This window comes from Janibacter sp. FSL W8-0316 (assembly GCF_038004165.1).
Taxonomy (GTDB): domain Bacteria; phylum Actinomycetota; class Actinomycetes; order Actinomycetales; family Dermatophilaceae; genus Janibacter; species Janibacter indicus.
Window position 1 is genome coordinate 1,112,525 of sequence record NZ_JBBOQX010000001.1, and the last position, 16,223, is coordinate 1,128,747.

The following is a 16,223-nucleotide window of genomic DNA, read 5'->3' on the forward strand; positions in this document are numbered from 1 at the left end:
CTCCCCCTTCGCTCGTCAGTCCTTGGTGAACTGGTCCTTGGTGCGGGTCATGTCCTTGTGGTCCTTGGCCCAGGCGTCCTCGTAGGTGGGGGCCGTGCCGCCGAGACGGGCCGGGTGGAAGCGCAGCTCGTCACCGGTGAGGGTCGGGTAGGCCGCGATGGTCTCGTCGAGGAGCTGCTTCATGACCTCGCGCAGCCGCTCGGTGACCTCGTTGACGTCGTCCTCGGGCCCGACGTGGATCGGGTCGCCGATGGTGATGTGGATCGGGAAGTTGGTGCGCCCCAGACGCTTGGGGACGTCCTTGGTCCAGATCCGGTGCGCGCCCCACACGATCGTCGGCAGGATCGGCACGCCCGCCTCCTGCGCCATGCGGGCGGTGCCGCTCTTGAGCTCCTTGATCTCGAAGGAGCGCGACATCGTCGCCTCGGGGTAGACCCCGACGACCTCGCCGTCCTTGAGCTTGGCCACGGCCTCCTTGAAGGCAGCCCCACCCGCGTGCCGGTCGACCGGGATGTGCTTCAGCCCCCGCATGAAGAACCCGGCGACCTTGTGCTGCCAGATCGACTTCTTCGCCATGAAGCGCACCCACCGGTTGCTGCGTCGCGCCCCCAGGCCGGCCAGCACGAAGTCGATGTAACCGGTGTGGTTGATCGCCATGACCGCGCCGCCACGCTTGGGGACGTTGGCGTCGCCCCTGATGGTGAAGCGGTAGCCGTTGATGAGGAAGATGGTCCGCGCGACGATGATGATCGCGCGGTACAGGGGCTCGGGTCGGCGCATGACTGCAGCCTACGGTCTCGTAGGTCGCCGGAGCAGGCACGGACCGATTGGTCCGTGCCACACCGGTGATGGGAAGATCCACCCCATGACCGAGCACTCCCCCGCCCCCGACGCAGCCCGCATCCCGGACCGTCCCTCGCTGGACGGCCTCGAGGACAAGTGGGGCGCCGTATGGCGTGAGCAGGACACCTACGCCTTCGACCGCGAGGGCGCCCGGGAGCAGGTCTTCTCCATCGACACCCCGCCGCCGACCGCCAGCGGGTCGCTGCACATGGGCCACGTCTTCAGCTACACGCACACCGACTGCATGGCCCGCTACAAGCGCATGCGCGGGCTCAACGTCTTCTACCCGATCGGCTGGGACGACAACGGCCTGCCGACCGAGAAGCGGGTGCAGAACTACTACGGCGTGCGCGGCGACTCCTCGCTGCCCTACGACCCGGACTTCACGCCCCCCTTCGAGGGCACGACGAAGACCATCAAGGCCGCCGACCAGGTCCCGATCAGCCGGCAGAACTTCATCGAGCTGTGCGACGAGCTGACGGTCAAGGACGAGGAGGCCTTCGAGTCCCTCTTCCGCCGCCTCGGCTTCAGCCTCGACTGGCAGATCCAGTACCGCACCATCGACGACCGCTCCCGCGCGACGGCCCAGACCGCCTTCCTGCGCAACCTTGCCCGCGGCGAGGCCTACACGGCCGAGGCCCCCGGCCTGTGGGACGTCACCTTCCAGACCGCCGTCGCGCAGGCCGAGCTCGAGGCCCGCGACTACCCGGGCGCCTACCACCGCGTGGCCTTCCACGGCGCCGACGGTCCCGTCCACATCGAGACGACCCGACCGGAGCTGCTGCCGGCCTGCGTCGCGCTCATCGCCCACCCCGACGACGAGCGCTACCAGGGGCTCTTCGGCTCCACGGTGACCTCACCGCTCTTCGGGGTCGAGGTGCCCGTCGTCGCGCACCCCTCCGCCGAGATGGACAAGGGCGCCGGCATCGCGATGTGCTGCACCTTCGGTGACCTCACCGACGTCATCTGGTGGCGCGAGCTGCAGCTGCCGACCCGCTCCGTCGTCACCCGGGCCGGCCGGATCCTCGGCGAGACCCCCGACTGGATCACGAGCGAAGGGGGTGTCGCGACCTTCGCGGAGATGTCCGGCAAGACCGTGCACTCCGCCCGCGAGGTCGTCGTCGAGGCGCTGCGCGCCTCGGGTGACCTCGACGGCGAGCCCCAGAAGACCCAGCGCAAGGCCAACTTCTACGAGCGGGGCGAGAAGCCCCTCGAGATCGTCACCTCACGCCAGTGGTACATCCGCAACGGCGGCCGCGATGCCGATCTCAACCAGGCGCTGCAGGCCCGTGGTGACGAGATCGACTTCCACCCCGACTTCATGAAGTCGCGCTACAAGAACTGGGTGGCCGGGCTCAACGGCGACTGGCTGATCTCGCGCCAGCGCTTCTTCGGCATCCCGATCCCCGTCTGGTACGCCCTCGACGGTGACGGCCAGCCCCAGTACGAGAGCCCGCTCGTGCCGACCGAGGAGCAGCTGCCCATCGACCCGATGACGCAGGTGCCGTCCGGCTACACCGAGGACCTGCGCGACCAGCCGGGCGGCTTCACCGGCGACCCCGACGTCATGGACACCTGGGCGACCAGTTCGCTCACCCCGCAGATCGCCGGCGACTGGCTCGCGGGCGAGCGTGGCGAGAGCGACCTCTTCGGCAAGGTCTTCCCGATGGACGTGCGCCCGCAGGGCCACGACATCATCCGCACCTGGCTCTTCGCGACCGTCGTGCGCGCGCACTTCGAGCACGGCAGCGCCCCGTGGAAGAACGCCGCGATCTCCGGGTGGATCCTCGACCCCGACCGCAAGAAGATGAGCAAGTCCAAGGGCAATGTCGTCACGCCCGAGGACGTCGTCGTCGAGCACAGCGCCGACGCCGTGCGCTACTGGGCGGCCTCCGGTCGCCTGGGCACCGACGCGGCCTACGACACCGGCCAGATGAAGATCGGCCGCCGTCTGGCGATCAAGCTGCTCAACGCCAGCAAGTTCGCCCTCGGCTTCGGCGAGCCCGAGCTCGACGACCGCCAGGGTCTGTCCTCGGTCGTCAGCGAGCCGCTCGACCGCGCCATGCTCGCCGCCCTCGAGCAGGTGGTCAAGGACGCGACCAACGGCTTCGAGGCGTGGGACTACACCCGCTCGCTCGACGTCACCGAGACCTTCTTCTGGACCTTCTGCGACGACTACATCGAGCTCGTCAAGGACCGCGCCCACGGCGGCGACCCGTCGGCGCGCGCCGCGCTGCGGCTGGCCCTGTCGGTCCTGCTGCGACTGCTCGCGCCCTTCCTCCCCTACGCGACCGAGGAGGTCTGGTCGTGGTGGCAGGAGGGCTCGGTGCACCGCGCGACCTGGCCCGAGGCGAGCGAGCTGGACCTCGCCGACGCCGGTGACCCGCACGTCCTCGCGGCCGTCGGCACGGCCCTGAGCCAGGTGCGCAAGGCCAAGTCCGACGCCAAGGTCGGCATGCGCAGCGAGATCACCTCGGCGACGCTCGTCGCTCCGGCCGCGACCGCCGAGCGGGTGCGCGCCGGTGAGGCCGACCTGCGCGCAGCCGGGCGCCTGACGGGCGGCTTCGACTACGCCGAGGGCGACGAGGTCGAGCTGCGCGACGTCGAGCTCATCCCCTTCGTCAAGCCGCCGAAGAACTAGCGTCCGGCCTCGCGCAGCAGGTCGGGCTCGGGAGCCAGCCGCGGCACCCGCCACGCGCTCGGCGCCGGCGCGGCGTCGTGCACCCGACGGTGCCCGGTCGGCTGCACGAGGATCCACGGCACCGACCAGCCACCGAGGCGCAGCCGCCGGTGGGCGAAGGCCTCCTCGTCGAGCACCTGGACCGTGCCGCTTGCCGGCTCGTAGACCTCGAGCACGTCCGGCCGCTCCCCCGGGAGCACGAGCGTGACGTGCCGAGGCAGCAGGCGGTTGCCGACGTAGAGGACCGCCGGCTCGCCGTCGACGACGAGGTCGAGCAGGCGACGGTAGCGGGCACGCAGGGACTCCTCGGAGTGGGCGCGGACCGACATCACCCGGTATCGCGTGCCGACGCGGGCGGCGCCGTGCTCGAGCTCGTGCTTGAGCCCCCACGGTGGCGTACCCAAGGCCTGTGGCCAGGCGAGGACGAAGCCGCCCCCGGGCGCGCGCCAGCCGTTGGTCCGGGCGTGGACGACCCGCTCCCAGGCCGCGAAGCGCTCCGCCGCAGTGGCGCCCTCGGCGCCGGGCACCGGATGCCCCTCACCGGAGGTGACCCAGCGGGCGAAGGGAGCGTCGACGAGCATCCGGGCGACCGTCGCGCACGCCGACCCGCACGTCGTCGGGCTCTGCTGGCGTGGGCCGGAAGACCCCTGCACGAGACGGAAGGGCGCGTTCACACCCACATCCTGTCAGGCTCGTCGGCCAGCGCGATCGCGTCAGGCGGAGCGCTTGTGCTTGCGCTTGCCGCTCTCCTCGTGCCGCACGATCGTCGGCAGGACGTTGTCGCGCACGACCTCTGCGCTGACGACGATCTGCTTGATGCCGTCATCGCTCGGGGTGTCGAACATGACCGGCATGAGGACCTCCTCCATGATCGCGCGCAGGCCACGGGCTCCCGTGCCGCGGGCGATGGCGGAGTCGGCGATCGCCTCGAGGGCGTCGTCGGTGAACTCCAGCTCGACGCCGTCGATCTCGAACATCTTGCGGTACTGCTTGACGAGGGCATTCTTGGGCTCGGCGAGGATCTGCACGAGCGCCTCGCGGTCGAGCGGGGTGACCGTCGTGATGATCGGCAGGCGGCCGATGAACTCGGGGATGAGGCCGAACTTCATCAGGTCCTCGGGCATGACGTCGGTGATCGCCTCGGCCAGGTCGGTCGCCTTGTGCAGCTCGGAGCCGAAGCCCAGGCCCTTCTTGCCGACGCGCGACTCGATGATCTTCTCCAGGCCGGCGAAGGCACCGCCGACGATGAAGAGCACGTTGGTCGTGTCGATCTGGATGAACTCCTGGTGCGGGTGCTTGCGCCCACCCTGCGGGGGCACCGACGCCGTCGTGCCCTCGAGAATCTTCAGCAGCGCCTGCTGCACGCCCTCGCCGGAGACGTCACGGGTGATCGAGGGGTTCTCCGACTTGCGGGCGACCTTGTCGATCTCGTCGATGTAGATGATCCCCTGCTCGGCCTTCTTGGTGTCGTAGTCGGCAGCCTGGATGAGCTTGAGGAGGATGTTTTCGACGTCCTCGCCGACATAGCCGGCCTCGGTGAGGGCGGTGGCGTCGGCGATGGCGAAGGGGACGTTGAGCATGCGGGCGAGGGTCTGCGCGAGATAGGTCTTGCCGCAGCCGGTGGGCCCGATGAGCAGGATGTTGGACTTGGCGATGTCGACGTGGTCCTCGTCGCGCTTGGCGACCGCGCCCTCGTCGGCCTGGATCCGCTTGTAGTGGTTGTAGACGGCGACGGCGAGCGCCTTCTTCGCCTTGTCTTGACCGATGATGTAGGTCTCGAGGAAGTCGTAGATCTCGCGCGGCTTGGGCAGCTCGTCGAGGGCGAGGTCACCCGCGTCGGTGAGCTCCTCCTCGATGATCTCGTTGCACAGGTCGATGCATGCGTCGCAGATGTAGACGCCGGGCCCGGCGATGAGCTTCTTCACCTGCTTCTGGGACTTGCCGCAGAAGGAGCACTTGAGCAGGTCGCCGCTCTCTCCGACTCGTGCCACGTCAGGGTGTCCTCTCACTCGCCTCGACCGATCTGGTCGCGTGCCACCGACCGTACCCAACGGGCTGCGGCCGCCATCCCATTGGACACCCCTTCGCCACGGCGCGTCGCCCTTGTCCGCTGACAGCGGAACGACCGGTCAGCCGGCGCGGCGTCCGGGTCCCCGGCGCACAAGCGCGACGAAGAGCGCGACGAGCAGCACCGCGAGGAGGAGGCCGGCGACACCTCCCGTCAGGGTCCACCACCCCCGGTCGTCGGCGGGCCGGGACTCCCCCGGCTCGTCGGCGGCAGGCGCCGTCGCCGGTGTCGTCCCCGCACCGAGTCGCTCCTCGACGTCGGCGACCGTGACCGCACCCTGGGGGGTGCCCGAGGCGAGGACCGTCGTCCCGCCGCACAGCTCGACCCGCCAGGCGTCGCCCGCAGGCGTACCCAGCAGCAGGTACTCCCGCCCGACGGCGAGGCGCACGCCGCAGGAGGCCGAGTCGTCGCGGCTGACGACGGCGACCCGCTGCTGCCCGGGGCCCTTCCACTCCCTTCGCACGACGACGTCGTAGCGCGAGCCGGCCATCCCGTCGGCGCTCGTGTGCTCGTCGCGGGCGGCGACCTCGACCTGCGCGACGAGAGCCGCGCGATCGACGAGACGTGCCGGGCTGCTCACGGCGCACGAGCAGGCCTGAGCCGCGGGCGCGGTGAGGACCACGACCGGCAGGGCCAGCAGGGCCGCCAGGAGCGGCAGGAGCAGGCGTCGCATGATCCTTGGACGTCACGGCCGGCCCGCCGGTTCCGCCGTCATGCGCTCGAGTCCCCGGGGACGAGGCAGGGCCCCGGACTGGTCCGGGGCCCTGCGTCGTGGTGGCTCGGTCGCCGCGTGTGGCTCAGTCCTCGAGCGAGGCCTTGCGCGGGGTGAGCACCTCGTCGATGAGGCCGTAGTCCTTGGCCTCCTGGGCCGACAGGATCTTGTCGCGCTCGATGTCCTCGCGGACCTCCTCGGCGGTCTTGCCCGAGTGCTTGGCCCAGGTCTCCTCGAGCCAGGTGCGCATGCGCAGCACCTCGTTGGCCTGGATCTCGATGTCGGAGGCCTGGCCGTACTCACCGCCGGCGAGCGCCGGCTGGTGGATGAGGATGCGGCTGTTGGGCAGGGCGAAGCGCTTGCCCGGGGCGCCGGCACCGAGGAGCACCGCCGCCGCCGACGCGGCCTGACCGATGACGAAGGTCTGGATGTCGGGGCGGATGTACTGCATCGTGTCGTAGATCGCCGTCATGGCGGTGAAGGAGCCGCCGGGGCTGTTGATGTACATGAGGATGTCGCGCTCGGGCTCCATCGACTCCAGCACGAGCAGCTGGGCGATGATGTCGTCCGCGGAGGCGTCGTCGACCTGCACGCCGAGGAAGATGATCCGGTCCTCGAAGAGCTTGGTGTACGGGTCCATCCGCTTCATGCCGTAGGAGGTTCGCTCCTCGAAGTTGGGCAGGATGTAGCGGCTGGACGGCCCGGGACGAAGGGGGGCCGAGCCCGGCTGGTGGGTGCGCAGCTGTGCGTCGAAGTTCATGGTGTCTCCTGGAAGGCTCGCGGGTCGGGGCTCAGTCGCTGACGGGGTTGTTGCCCTGACCGGCCTGGTCGGAGCGCTCGAAGACGTGGTCGACGAAGCCGTACTCCTTGGCCTCCTGGGCGCCGAACCACCGGTCGCGGTCGGAGTCCTTGTGAATCTGCTCGACGGTCTGGCCGGTGTGCTCGGCGATGAGCTCGGCCATCTGCGTCTTGACGAAGAGCATCTGCTCGGCCTGGATCTTGATGTCCGAGGCGGTACCGCCGATGCCGCCCGAGGGCTGGTGCATCATGACGCGGGCGTGGGGGGTCGCGTAGCGCTTGCCCTTGGTCCCCGCCGACAGCAGGAACTGGCCCATCGATGCGGCCAGCCCCATGGCGACGGTCGCCACGTCGTTGGGGATCCACTTCATGGTGTCGAAGATCGCCATGCCGGCCGAGATCGAGCCACCGGGGCTGTTGATGTAGAGCCAGATGTCCTTTTCGGGGTCCTCGGCCGCGAGGAGCAGCATCTGGGCGGCGATGGCGTTGGCGTTGTCGTCACGCACATCGGACCCGAGGAAGATGATGCGCTCCTTGAGGAGGCGCTGGTAGATGTGGTCGTCGAGACCCATCCCGCCCTGCGGGCCGGCTGCGACGATCTCGCTGCTGTTGCTCACGCTCACTCGCTTCTCCGCCGTGTCGGCGGTTGCTCTCGTGTTCACGACTTTCACTGACCCTAACGCCCACTCCCCGCGCATGTTTCCCGCCCTCGGCACGTGTTCGCCCTGAGCGCAACACCATGACGAAGGGGGGGTGCTCACCCCTTCGGCGGCGTCACCAGGAGCGAGAGGCCGGCAAAACCGTCCAGCTCGACGTGGAAGCCGTGGAGCTGGTCGACCTCACCGACGGCCGAGCCGTCGCCCATGTCCATCAGCCGTGCGCCGGGCTCGAGGTGCTCGCTGATGACGGTGCCGCTGATGGGGTCACCGGAGAAGTTGAGCACGGTCACCTGCAGCTGCCCGGGCACCTGCTCGTACTCGTGGACCATGACGAGCATCGAGCGGTGGGCGACATCGGGCACGTCGACCTGGCGGGTCGTCGCGATGGCGAAGTAGCCGCGCAGGTGCAGCAGGTCCTTGAGCCGGGAGACGAAGGAGCGCGGGTCCGCCAGCTGCGCGTCGATCGGACCGTAGAGCGCCCGTGCCCGCGGCATGCCGGAGGCGGACCCGCTCGCCTCGGGGGCGACGTCGAGCAGGTCGTAGGCCGGGCGGTGGACCCAGCGGGTGTCCCCCTCGCGCAGCAGCGGCTCGATCTCCTCGGGCGGGATCGGCAGCGCGCCGACGAGGTCCCACCCCGACAGGGCGAAGACTCCCGGCTGCAGGGCGTTGAACATCGCGAGCAGCAGGTGGGCCCGCGTCACCCGCTCGATGTCCTCGTCGGTGAGCGCGTCGAGGTCGCACAGGCCGAGCGCCGCGGTGATGACCGAGGCGGTCGTCGACGCGATGCCGTTGGTTGTGAAGACGAGGTTGTAGGGCGCCGCCTCCCCGGTCAGGGCGTCCGTCAGCTCCTGCCGGACCGTCGCGGCGAGGTCCTCGCCGGTGACCTCCTCGCCCCGGAAGTCGTAGGTGTCCTCGCGATGCCGGCTGGCGAAGTGGACGAGCTCGTAGGTCATCTCGTCGTGGTTCTGCAGGGCATGGACCAGACCGGCGGCGTCGACCCCGAGCTCGTGCGCCTCGCGCAGCGTCAGCCGCAGGAACTCGGTGTCACCGGTGGCCAGAGCGTGGTGGTAGGCGGGACGGTTGACGAAGTCGTAGGACAGGTCGGCCCCACCCGCGGCGGTGTCGCGGATGTCCTCGATCGACAGGTTGAGCTCCTGGAAGGTGAAGCCGCCGACCTTGCGCACCATCGACCCGATGAGCTGGTTGGCCGCCTGCGACAGGGGGTGCCCCTCGGACCACGCCGGCCCGACGTCGAGCGTCTTCTCGACCCCGAGGAAGCCGTTGGCGTCCAGCCGCAGCCCTCCGGAGCCGAGGTCGCCGAGGCTGTGCAGCGCGTCGCCGATGACCAGACGCATGCCGGCGAAGGTGGGGTCGAGCCAGTTGATCGAGGGCTGCCCCTCCTTGAAGTAGTGCAGGTAGACCCATCGTCGGGTCACTCCGTCGGGCCCGGTGACGGGGGCGGCGACCGACCAGTTGGTGTCCTTGAGCCCCGGAACGTGGAAGATCACCCGCTGCATCTCGCCGACGATGTGCCCCGCGTCGGCGAGCGCCGCCTCGGCCGCCTCGTCGAGGTTGACCGAGTCACGCCCCTCGGGCACGTCGGGCAGCAGGTGCCACTCCTCCGGTGGGATCGCGACCATGTGGTAGATCCCCGGGTAGTCGTCGACCCCCAGCTCGGCGAGCCGGAAGTCGGCGCCCTTGCCCGTGTGCCCGGGGACGATGTCGTCGATGACGGTGCCCTCGTGGTCGGCGGCGACCCGGCACATCTCGCGGTAGTCCTCCTCGCTGCCGAAGAGCTCGTCGATGTGCGTGGACACCCGGTCGAAGTGCCCGTCGACGCTCGGCGTGGGGCTCCACCCCGAGAGCCCACCGGCCCGCTTGACCGGCCCGGTGTGCAGGGCGTGGATGCCGATCTGCTGGAAGGTCTGCCACAGCCGCGGGTCGGCGAGGGAGGCGAGGAAGGAGGTCCCCGGCCGGGTGATCATCGAGATCGGGTAGGCGGTGAACCACACGGACGCGGTCTGCACGGCCGCCCGCGGGTCCGGCTGGGCGAAGGGGTTCTGCCACATCGACCCGAGGCCGGTGAACTGCGCGGCGATCTCCTTCGCGTCCTGGAGCATCGACTGCCCGCGCAACCAGTCGACGTAGACCGGGTTGGACCCGAGCGGCTCGCCCGAGCGCACCTGCGCGGCCGAGGGTGCCCCCTGGGGGCGCAACCGGGCCCGGGGCCGCAGCGCCTTGGGTCGCGCCGGGAAGAAGACCTGGGCGAAGTTGGGCGCGCCGTCCTCCTCGACCTCGAGGGCCTCGGGCTGGTCGGCGGGCGGGTCGAACTCGCTCATGTCGCCCCACGTTACGGCGTGGGCGAGACCCCCGTCTCCCCGGCCGGCGGAGGGAAGTCCCCGGCGTCACCGGTCGGGGTACCGAGGTGCTCCCGGGCCCATCGGGGGACGATGAAGAGCGCCTCGGCCTCGGCGGTCACCTCGCCCTGCGGGTCGACGGTCTCGCCGCTGGCGAAGATCTTCCACCCGTCGACCCGGTCGATGCGGCCGCGGCAGACGAGGTCGGTCCCGAGCAGCGTGGGGCGCCGGTAGGTCGTGTTGAGGTAGGCCGTGAGGCCCGGGACCCCGCGCCGGGCCGCCGCCGTCCCGAGGACCTGGTCGAGGACCGCCGCCACGAGGCCGCCGTGGACGCACCCGGGCGGTCCCTCGTAGGCGGCTCCGAGCGAAAAGGTGCACGTCACTCCCCCTTCGTCGTCGGTCATGACCAGGGGTGGGGCGATGGGGTTGCGCATCCCGAGCATCGGGTTGGCATGGTCACGCAGGCGGCCGTCGCTGCTCGTCTCGATGCCGAGAGGACCCTCCTGCGCCTGCTCGAGCAGCCGGTCGACGAGCGTGTCGACCCTGGCGGTCACCTCGTCGAGCACCGGCCTCTCGTGGCGGGTGCGCACGGTCGCGTCGACGAGCCGCCCGACCGCGCGGGCGAGGTCGCCCTGTGCCCGCTCGAGCTCGGCCAAGGACTGCGGGTCCTCGACGGGGTACGGCGAGACGAAGGTGCCGTCGGTCATGCGTCCTCCTCGTGACGGGCGGTTGAACACGCGTTCAATCTCCGCATCACCCTAAGGTAATGCGGATTCAGCTCGGCGGGGCCGTCCGTGGTCGGCTCCGGCAGGCACCGCCCTCTCGCACGGCGGGCACGGCCAGGACCGCCGGCACGGCGAGCAGGCCGACGAGAAGCAGCGAGCGGAGCACGCCGACGTGGTCGCCGAGGAGTCCCAGCAGCGGCGGCCCGACGATGAAGGCGAGGTAGCCGATCGTCGAGACCACGGACAGGCGGGCCGCGGCCCGCTGCGGGTCGTCGGCCGCCGCGCTCATGCCCGTCGGGAAGCCCAGGCTGGCTCCCACGCCCCACAGCACGACGCCGACAAAGGCCGCCAGGGTGTCGCCGAGGACGACGAGCAGCGACCCCACCGCGGCCAGGCCGAAGAGCACCCGCAGCACCGGCACCCGGCCGTGGCGGTCCAGCAGCCGGGCCCCGAGGAGGCGACCGGCGGTCATCGCGGCGAGGAAGGTCGCGAAGGCGAGCACCCCGATCTCCTCGGGCTGGTCGTGCCCCTCGGTGACCGCGAGCGCGATCCAGTCGTTGGCGGTGCCCTCGGTGAGGGCCGCGACGAGGACGACGAGACCGATGGCCAGGGTGCGCGGCTCGCGCCACGCGTTGGCGGGCCGGTCGGCGACGCTCCCGTCGCCCTCGGCCACCTCGAGCCCGCGGGGCAGGAACCGTCGGGGCACCCACAGCCCGACGAGCAGCACGAGGAGCGCCGCGCCGGCGAGGTGACCGAGGACGGGCACGCCCAGCCGCACCAGGCCGGCGGCGGCGAGCGCCCCGAGGACGGTCCCGCCGGAGAAGCAGGCGTGGAAGACCGGCATGACCGTGCGGCCGAGTCGCTGCTCGACCGCGGCGCCCTCGTGGTTCATCGCGACGTCCCACAGGGAGATCCCGACGGCGATGACGAAGATCGCGGCGGCGGTGGCCCACACGTCGGCGAGGACGTCGACGGCCGCGCCCAGGCCGAGCAGACCCGCCGCCACGACGATGACACCGATGGCCACAGTGCGTGCGGCTCCGACGCCCGTGATGACACGGCCGGCGAAGGGCAGCGCGAGGACGGACCCGAGCGCCCCCACGAGGAGCGTGCGGCCGAGCTCGCCGGGCGTCAGGTCGAGCTGGGCGCGGATCGCCGGGATCCGCGAGGCCCACGAGGCGAAGCCGAGCCCGTTGACCGCAAAGGTCGCGAGCACGGCATTGCGGGCGCCGGTCGTCATCGGGTCTCCGCTCTCGGGACAGGACGAAGGGGGGTCACCGCGCCGTGGCGGGGACCCCCCTTCGTCGGGGTGCTGGAGGCTCAGGCCTGCTCGTCGGTGTCCTCGGCCTCGACGGTCTCGGCCTCGTCGTCGGCGAGCTCCTCGACGTCACCGGTGCGCTCGCCCTCGGGGACGATGTCGTCGAGGTTGATGGCATTGCCGTCGGCGTCGACGATCTTGGCCTTGTCGAGGGCCGCGGCCAGCGCCTTGCGGCGGGCGACCTCGGAAACCATGGACTCGACCTGACCCTGCTGGTCGAGCAGCTGGGCGAACTGGTTGGGGTCCATGCCGTACTGCTGCGACTGCATGATGAGGTACTCGACGAGCTCGGGCTGGCCGACCTCGATCTCCTCGGCCTTGGCCAGGGCGTCGAGCAGGAACTGCGTCTTGAGCGTCGAGCGGGTCGACTCGTCGACCTCGGCGCGGTGCTCGTCGTCCTCGAGGCGACCCTCCTGCTCGAGGTGCTGGTTGACCTCGGCCTCGATGATGCCCTCGGGCAGCGGGATCTCGGTGTTGGACAGCAGGTGGTCGAGGACCTTGTCGCGGGCCTGGATGCCCTGCTCGAACTTCTTGGACTGCTCGGCCTGCTTGGCCAGGTCGGCGCGCAGCTCCTCGGCGGTGTCGAACTCGCTGGCCATCTGGGCGAAGTCGTCGTCGACCTCGGGCAGCTCGCGCTCCTTGACCGACTGGACGGTCACGGTGCAGTCGGCGGACTGGCCGGCCTTGTCGCCACCGGCGAGGGGAGCGGAGAAGTCCTTGGTCTCGCCCGTGGACATGCCGACGAGCGCGTCGTCGAGGCCCTCGAGCATGTTGCCGGAGCCGATCTCGTAGGAGACGCCCTCGACCGCGTCGACGTCCTCGCCATCGATGGTGGCCTTGAGGTCGATGGAGACGAAGTCGCCGGTGGCGGCGGCGCGGTCGACGCCCACGAGGGTGCCGAAGCGCTCGCGCAGCTCGGTGAGCTTGGCCTCGACGTCCTCGTCGGTGACCTCGAGGTTGTCGACGGAGATCTCGACACCGTCGTAGTCGGGCAGGGTGACCTCGGGGCGCACGTCGACCTCGACGGTGAACTTCAGCTCCTCGCCGTCGGTCATCGGCACCTCGGTGATGTCGACCTCGGGCTGGCCGATCGGCTCGACACCGGTCTCGTCGACGGCCTTGCCGAAGAACTCGGGCAGGGCCTCGTTGACCGCCTCCTGGATGACCGCGCCCTTGCCGACGCGCTGCTCGATGATGCGGGCCGGGACCTTGCCGGCGCGGAAGCCGGGGACCTGGATCTGGCTCCCGATGGACTTCAGGGCCGCGTCGACGTGCGGCTGGAGCTCCTCGCTCGGGACCTCGACGGTCAGCTTGACCCGGGTCGGGCTGAGGTTCTCGACGGCACTCTTCACTGGGGGCACTCCACACGATCTGGACGACGAAGGGGGTTGCGGCGCAAGCTGTCGGGTCCGCTGGACGGCCCTCGGGCGCGCACGCACCGTCCCGGAGGTCCGGGACACAAGCAGCCACTCTATCCGTTGGCCGCCCGCAGGCCGAATGCGCCGCTAGGTTGGGCCCATGACCAACGATCAGGGGAGCATCCAGCAGCGTCTGCAGGCCGTACGCATCCTCTCGGGCGCGCTCATCGGGGGCCTCGTGATCTTCGCGGTCGTGGCCGTCGTCGCCCTCGGGACGGGCGAGTACCCCTCGCCGGTCGAGGCGGCGGCGCTCTTCGGGATCAACGTCCTCGCCTTCGTCGTCGCCGAGGTCGTCGGCTACCGGACCGAGGCGGTCCGCCCCGACGCCGACCCGGAGTCGGCCCTCAAGACCGGTCTCGAGGCCCTCCAGCAGACAACGATCCTGCGCTTCGCCATCACCGAGGCCCCGGCGATCCTCGCCCTTGTGTGGGCCGTCTTGACCGGGTCGGCGTGGCCGTACCTCATCGGCGCCTTCTGGTCCTTGCTCTGCATGGCCTGGCACGTATGGCCCAGCCGCCGCGTGGCGACCCGGCTCGAGCGCAGCCTCGACCGCGAGGGCAGCCGCTCCGGGCTCGTCGCGGCCCTCAGCGGCTCGACCGGCCCCAGCACCCCCGGCTACCAGCAGTTCTGACCATGGCCGACGACGGGCTCGAGGACTTCACGCGCACGTCCTTCCGCCACGACGGCACCGACCACCCGGTGCTGCGCTCGGGCACCGGGCCGGCCGTCGTCGTCATCGCCGAGTTCCCCGGCATCACCCCGCAGGTCGCGGGCTTCGCCCGACGGGTGCGCGACCTGGGCTGCACCGTCGTGCTGCCCGTCCTCTTCGGGCTCCCCGGGCGGGACGCCCTCGCGGGGTCCTCCCGGCGCGTCGCGGCCGGTGGCGTCCGCACGGCGGCGCAGGTGTGCATCAGCCGGGAGTTCTCTCTCTTCGCGCTCGGGCGCACCTCACCGGTCGTCCCGTGGCTGCGAGCCCTCGCCCGGGCGGAGCACGCCCGCTGCGGTGGCCCGGGGGTCGGCGCCGTGGGCATGTGCCTGACCGGCGGCTTCGCCCTGGCCATGGCCACCGACGAGAGCGTCCTCGCCCCGGTGCTGTCCCAGCCCTCGCTGCCCCTCCCCCTCGGCCGCACGCGAAGGGAGACCACGGACATCAGCGAGGCGGACCTGGCGGTCGTCGAGCAGCGTTGCGCCGCAGGGCTGCAGGTGCTCGGAGTGCGCTTCAAGGGCGACCGGCTCTCGCCGGGCACGCGCTTCGCGACGCTGCGGCGCCGGCTGGGCGATGCCTTCGTCGCCATCGAGCTGCCGGACGCGGCCGCCAACCCCGACGGCTTCGGCGCCCCGCACTCGGTCCTCACGACGCACCGGGTCGATCGTGAGGGCGAGCCGACGAGGGAGGCGCTCGACGAGGTCCTCGGCCTCTTCCGCGAGCGGCTGCTCGTCGGAGCGTGACAGGTGGTCGGGGTAGCCGGATTCGAACCGACGGCCTTCCGCTCCCAAAGCGGACGCGCTACCAAGCTGCGCCATACCCCGCGCGGCCCCGATTGTGATCGGGGCGCGAGCGGGCACTAGGCTAACCCTGCTCTTCCACGCGTTGTGCCGCAGGCCGACTCGAGGGCGAGCGCGCGGGCGTAGCTCAATGGTAGAGCCCCAGTCTTCCAAACTGGCTACGCGGGTTCGATTCCCGTCGCCCGCTCCAGACCCCCGGTCACGGCTGGTCGTGATCACTTCGCGAGACATGCGCCCACGTTTAGGTGAGCCTCACCGAAGCAGGAGTACATTGCTGCTTCGTGCTCGCCAACTACCTCATCGGGCTGCGCGAGGGCCTCGAAGCCGCCCTCGTCGTCAGCATCCTCGTCGCCTACCTCGTCAAGAGCGACCGCAGCCACCTGCTCTCGCGCATCTGGGCCGGCGTCGCCCTGGCCGTGCTCGTCAGCCTCGGGTTCGGCGCGCTGCTCACCTTCGGCCCCCGCGGCCTGACCTTCGAGGCGCAGGAGCTCATCGGCGGCAGCCTGTCGATCATCGCGGTCGGCTTCGTCACCTGGATGATCTTCTGGATGGCCCGCACCGCCCGCGCGCTCGGCGGCGAGCTGCGCGGCCGGATCGACGCGGCCGCCGAGCACGGGTCCGGCTGGGGCCTGGTCGTCGTCGCCGTGCTCGCCGTGGGGCGCGAGGGCCTCGAGACCGCACTCTTCCTGTGGGCCACCTCGCGTGCGGTGACCAGCGACGGCGGCTCGACGTGGACGCCCCTGCTCGGCGCGGCCCTCGGCCTGGCCACGGCGGTCCTGCTCGGCTGGCTCATCTACCGCGGGGCGATCTCGATCAACCTCAGCACCTTCTTCACGTGGACCGGTGCCTTCCTCGTGCTCGTCGCCGCCGGGGTCCTCGCCTACGGCATCCACGACCTGCAGGAGGCGCGCTTCCTCCCGGGGCTGCACACCCTCGCCTTCGACGTCTCGCACATCATCGACCCCGGCAGCTGGTACGCCACCCTGCTCAAGGGCATCTTCAACTTCACGCCGCAGACCACGGTGCTGCAGGCCATCGCCTGGGTCGCCTACGTCGTCCCGGTCCTCACCCTCTTCATCCGCGGCACCCGTCAGCGCTCCCGGCCCACCCCGGCCGCCACGACGGTGCCCACTGCCTGA

The 16,223-nt window shown here is 70.8% G+C and carries 14 protein-coding genes and 2 tRNA genes; 5 read left to right on the forward strand and 11 right to left on the reverse strand.

Annotated elements, in window-relative coordinates:
* Window positions 1-15 precede the first annotated feature (15 nt).
* On the reverse strand, window positions 16-780 hold the full coding sequence (locus tag NYE39_RS05440; RefSeq protein ID WP_341012060.1) for a lysophospholipid acyltransferase family protein: 765 nt from the start codon (window positions 778-780) through the stop codon (window positions 16-18).
* Window positions 781-865: 85 nt separating this feature from the next.
* Between NYE39_RS05440 and valS the strand changes: the two genes are divergently transcribed.
* Window positions 866-3,484 carry a valine--tRNA ligase gene (gene valS, locus NYE39_RS05445; protein ID WP_341012061.1) on the forward strand — a complete coding sequence of 873 codons (2,619 nt, stop codon included), beginning with the start codon at window positions 866-868 and terminating at the stop codon, window positions 3,482-3,484.
* Here the strand turns inward: valS and NYE39_RS05450 are convergent.
* The 9 genes from NYE39_RS05450 to tig form a co-directional block, all read right to left on the reverse strand.
* Window positions 3,481-4,197, reverse strand: a complete 717-nt coding sequence (locus NYE39_RS05450) for a hypothetical protein (protein ID WP_341012062.1) — start codon at window positions 4,195-4,197, stop codon at window positions 3,481-3,483. The genes valS and NYE39_RS05450 overlap by 4 nt on opposite strands.
* 39 nt (window positions 4,198-4,236) lie before the next feature.
* Entirely contained in the window at window positions 4,237-5,514 is a 1,278-nt protein-coding gene (gene clpX, locus NYE39_RS05455) for an ATP-dependent Clp protease ATP-binding subunit ClpX (protein WP_341012063.1), read from the reverse strand.
* 138 nt (window positions 5,515-5,652) lie between these two features.
* Complete coding sequence (locus NYE39_RS05460) at window positions 5,653-6,264, reverse strand: hypothetical protein (RefSeq protein WP_341012064.1); 612 nt, start codon at window positions 6,262-6,264, stop codon at window positions 5,653-5,655.
* 124 nt (window positions 6,265-6,388) lie between these two features.
* Window positions 6,389-7,063 carry an ATP-dependent Clp protease proteolytic subunit gene (locus NYE39_RS05465; protein WP_072625038.1) on the reverse strand — a complete coding sequence of 225 codons (675 nt, stop codon included), beginning with the start codon at window positions 7,061-7,063 and terminating at the stop codon, window positions 6,389-6,391.
* A 31-nt stretch (window positions 7,064-7,094) separates the two neighbouring features.
* Window positions 7,095-7,673, reverse strand: a complete 579-nt coding sequence (locus tag NYE39_RS05470; protein ID WP_072626268.1) for an ATP-dependent Clp protease proteolytic subunit — start codon at window positions 7,671-7,673, stop codon at window positions 7,095-7,097.
* A 185-nt stretch (window positions 7,674-7,858) separates the two neighbouring features.
* Window positions 7,859-10,099 (reverse strand): maltose alpha-D-glucosyltransferase, encoded by a 2,241-nt coding sequence (gene treS, locus NYE39_RS05475; RefSeq protein ID WP_341012065.1) that lies wholly within the window; start codon window positions 10,097-10,099, stop codon window positions 7,859-7,861.
* Between the two features lie 11 nt (window positions 10,100-10,110).
* The gene (locus NYE39_RS05480; protein ID WP_341012066.1) at window positions 10,111-10,824 is read right to left on the reverse strand and encodes a PaaI family thioesterase; all 714 of its coding nucleotides are present in this window, start codon (window positions 10,822-10,824) and stop codon (window positions 10,111-10,113) included.
* Between the two features lie 67 nt (window positions 10,825-10,891).
* Entirely contained in the window at window positions 10,892-12,082 is a 1,191-nt protein-coding gene (locus NYE39_RS05485; RefSeq protein ID WP_341012067.1) for an MFS transporter, read from the reverse strand.
* 80 nt (window positions 12,083-12,162) lie between these two features.
* Complete coding sequence (gene tig / locus NYE39_RS05490; protein WP_341012068.1) at window positions 12,163-13,512, reverse strand: trigger factor; 1,350 nt, start codon at window positions 13,510-13,512, stop codon at window positions 12,163-12,165.
* Window positions 13,513-13,678: 166 nt separating this feature from the next.
* Here tig and NYE39_RS05495 point away from each other — a divergent pair, with 166 nt between their 5' ends.
* Together NYE39_RS05495 and NYE39_RS05500 are read left to right on the forward strand one after the other, a co-directional pair.
* On the forward strand, window positions 13,679-14,209 hold the full coding sequence (locus NYE39_RS05495; protein WP_341012069.1) for a hypothetical protein: 531 nt from the start codon (window positions 13,679-13,681) through the stop codon (window positions 14,207-14,209).
* 2 nt (window positions 14,210-14,211) lie between these two features.
* Window positions 14,212-15,027, forward strand: coding sequence for a dienelactone hydrolase family protein (locus NYE39_RS05500; RefSeq protein WP_341012070.1), 816 nt, complete (start codon window positions 14,212-14,214; stop codon window positions 15,025-15,027).
* Between the two features lie 4 nt (window positions 15,028-15,031).
* Here the strand turns inward: NYE39_RS05500 and NYE39_RS05505 are convergent.
* Window positions 15,032-15,108 (reverse strand) — tRNA-Pro (locus NYE39_RS05505).
* A gap of 92 nt (window positions 15,109-15,200) precedes the next feature.
* Here NYE39_RS05505 and NYE39_RS05510 point away from each other — a divergent pair.
* Together NYE39_RS05510 and efeU are read left to right on the forward strand one after the other, a co-directional pair.
* A tRNA-Gly gene (locus tag NYE39_RS05510) sits at window positions 15,201-15,274 on the forward strand.
* Between the two features lie 91 nt (window positions 15,275-15,365).
* The gene (efeU, locus tag NYE39_RS05515; RefSeq protein WP_341013365.1) at window positions 15,366-16,223 is read left to right on the forward strand and encodes an iron uptake transporter permease EfeU; all 858 of its coding nucleotides are present in this window, start codon (window positions 15,366-15,368) and stop codon (window positions 16,221-16,223) included.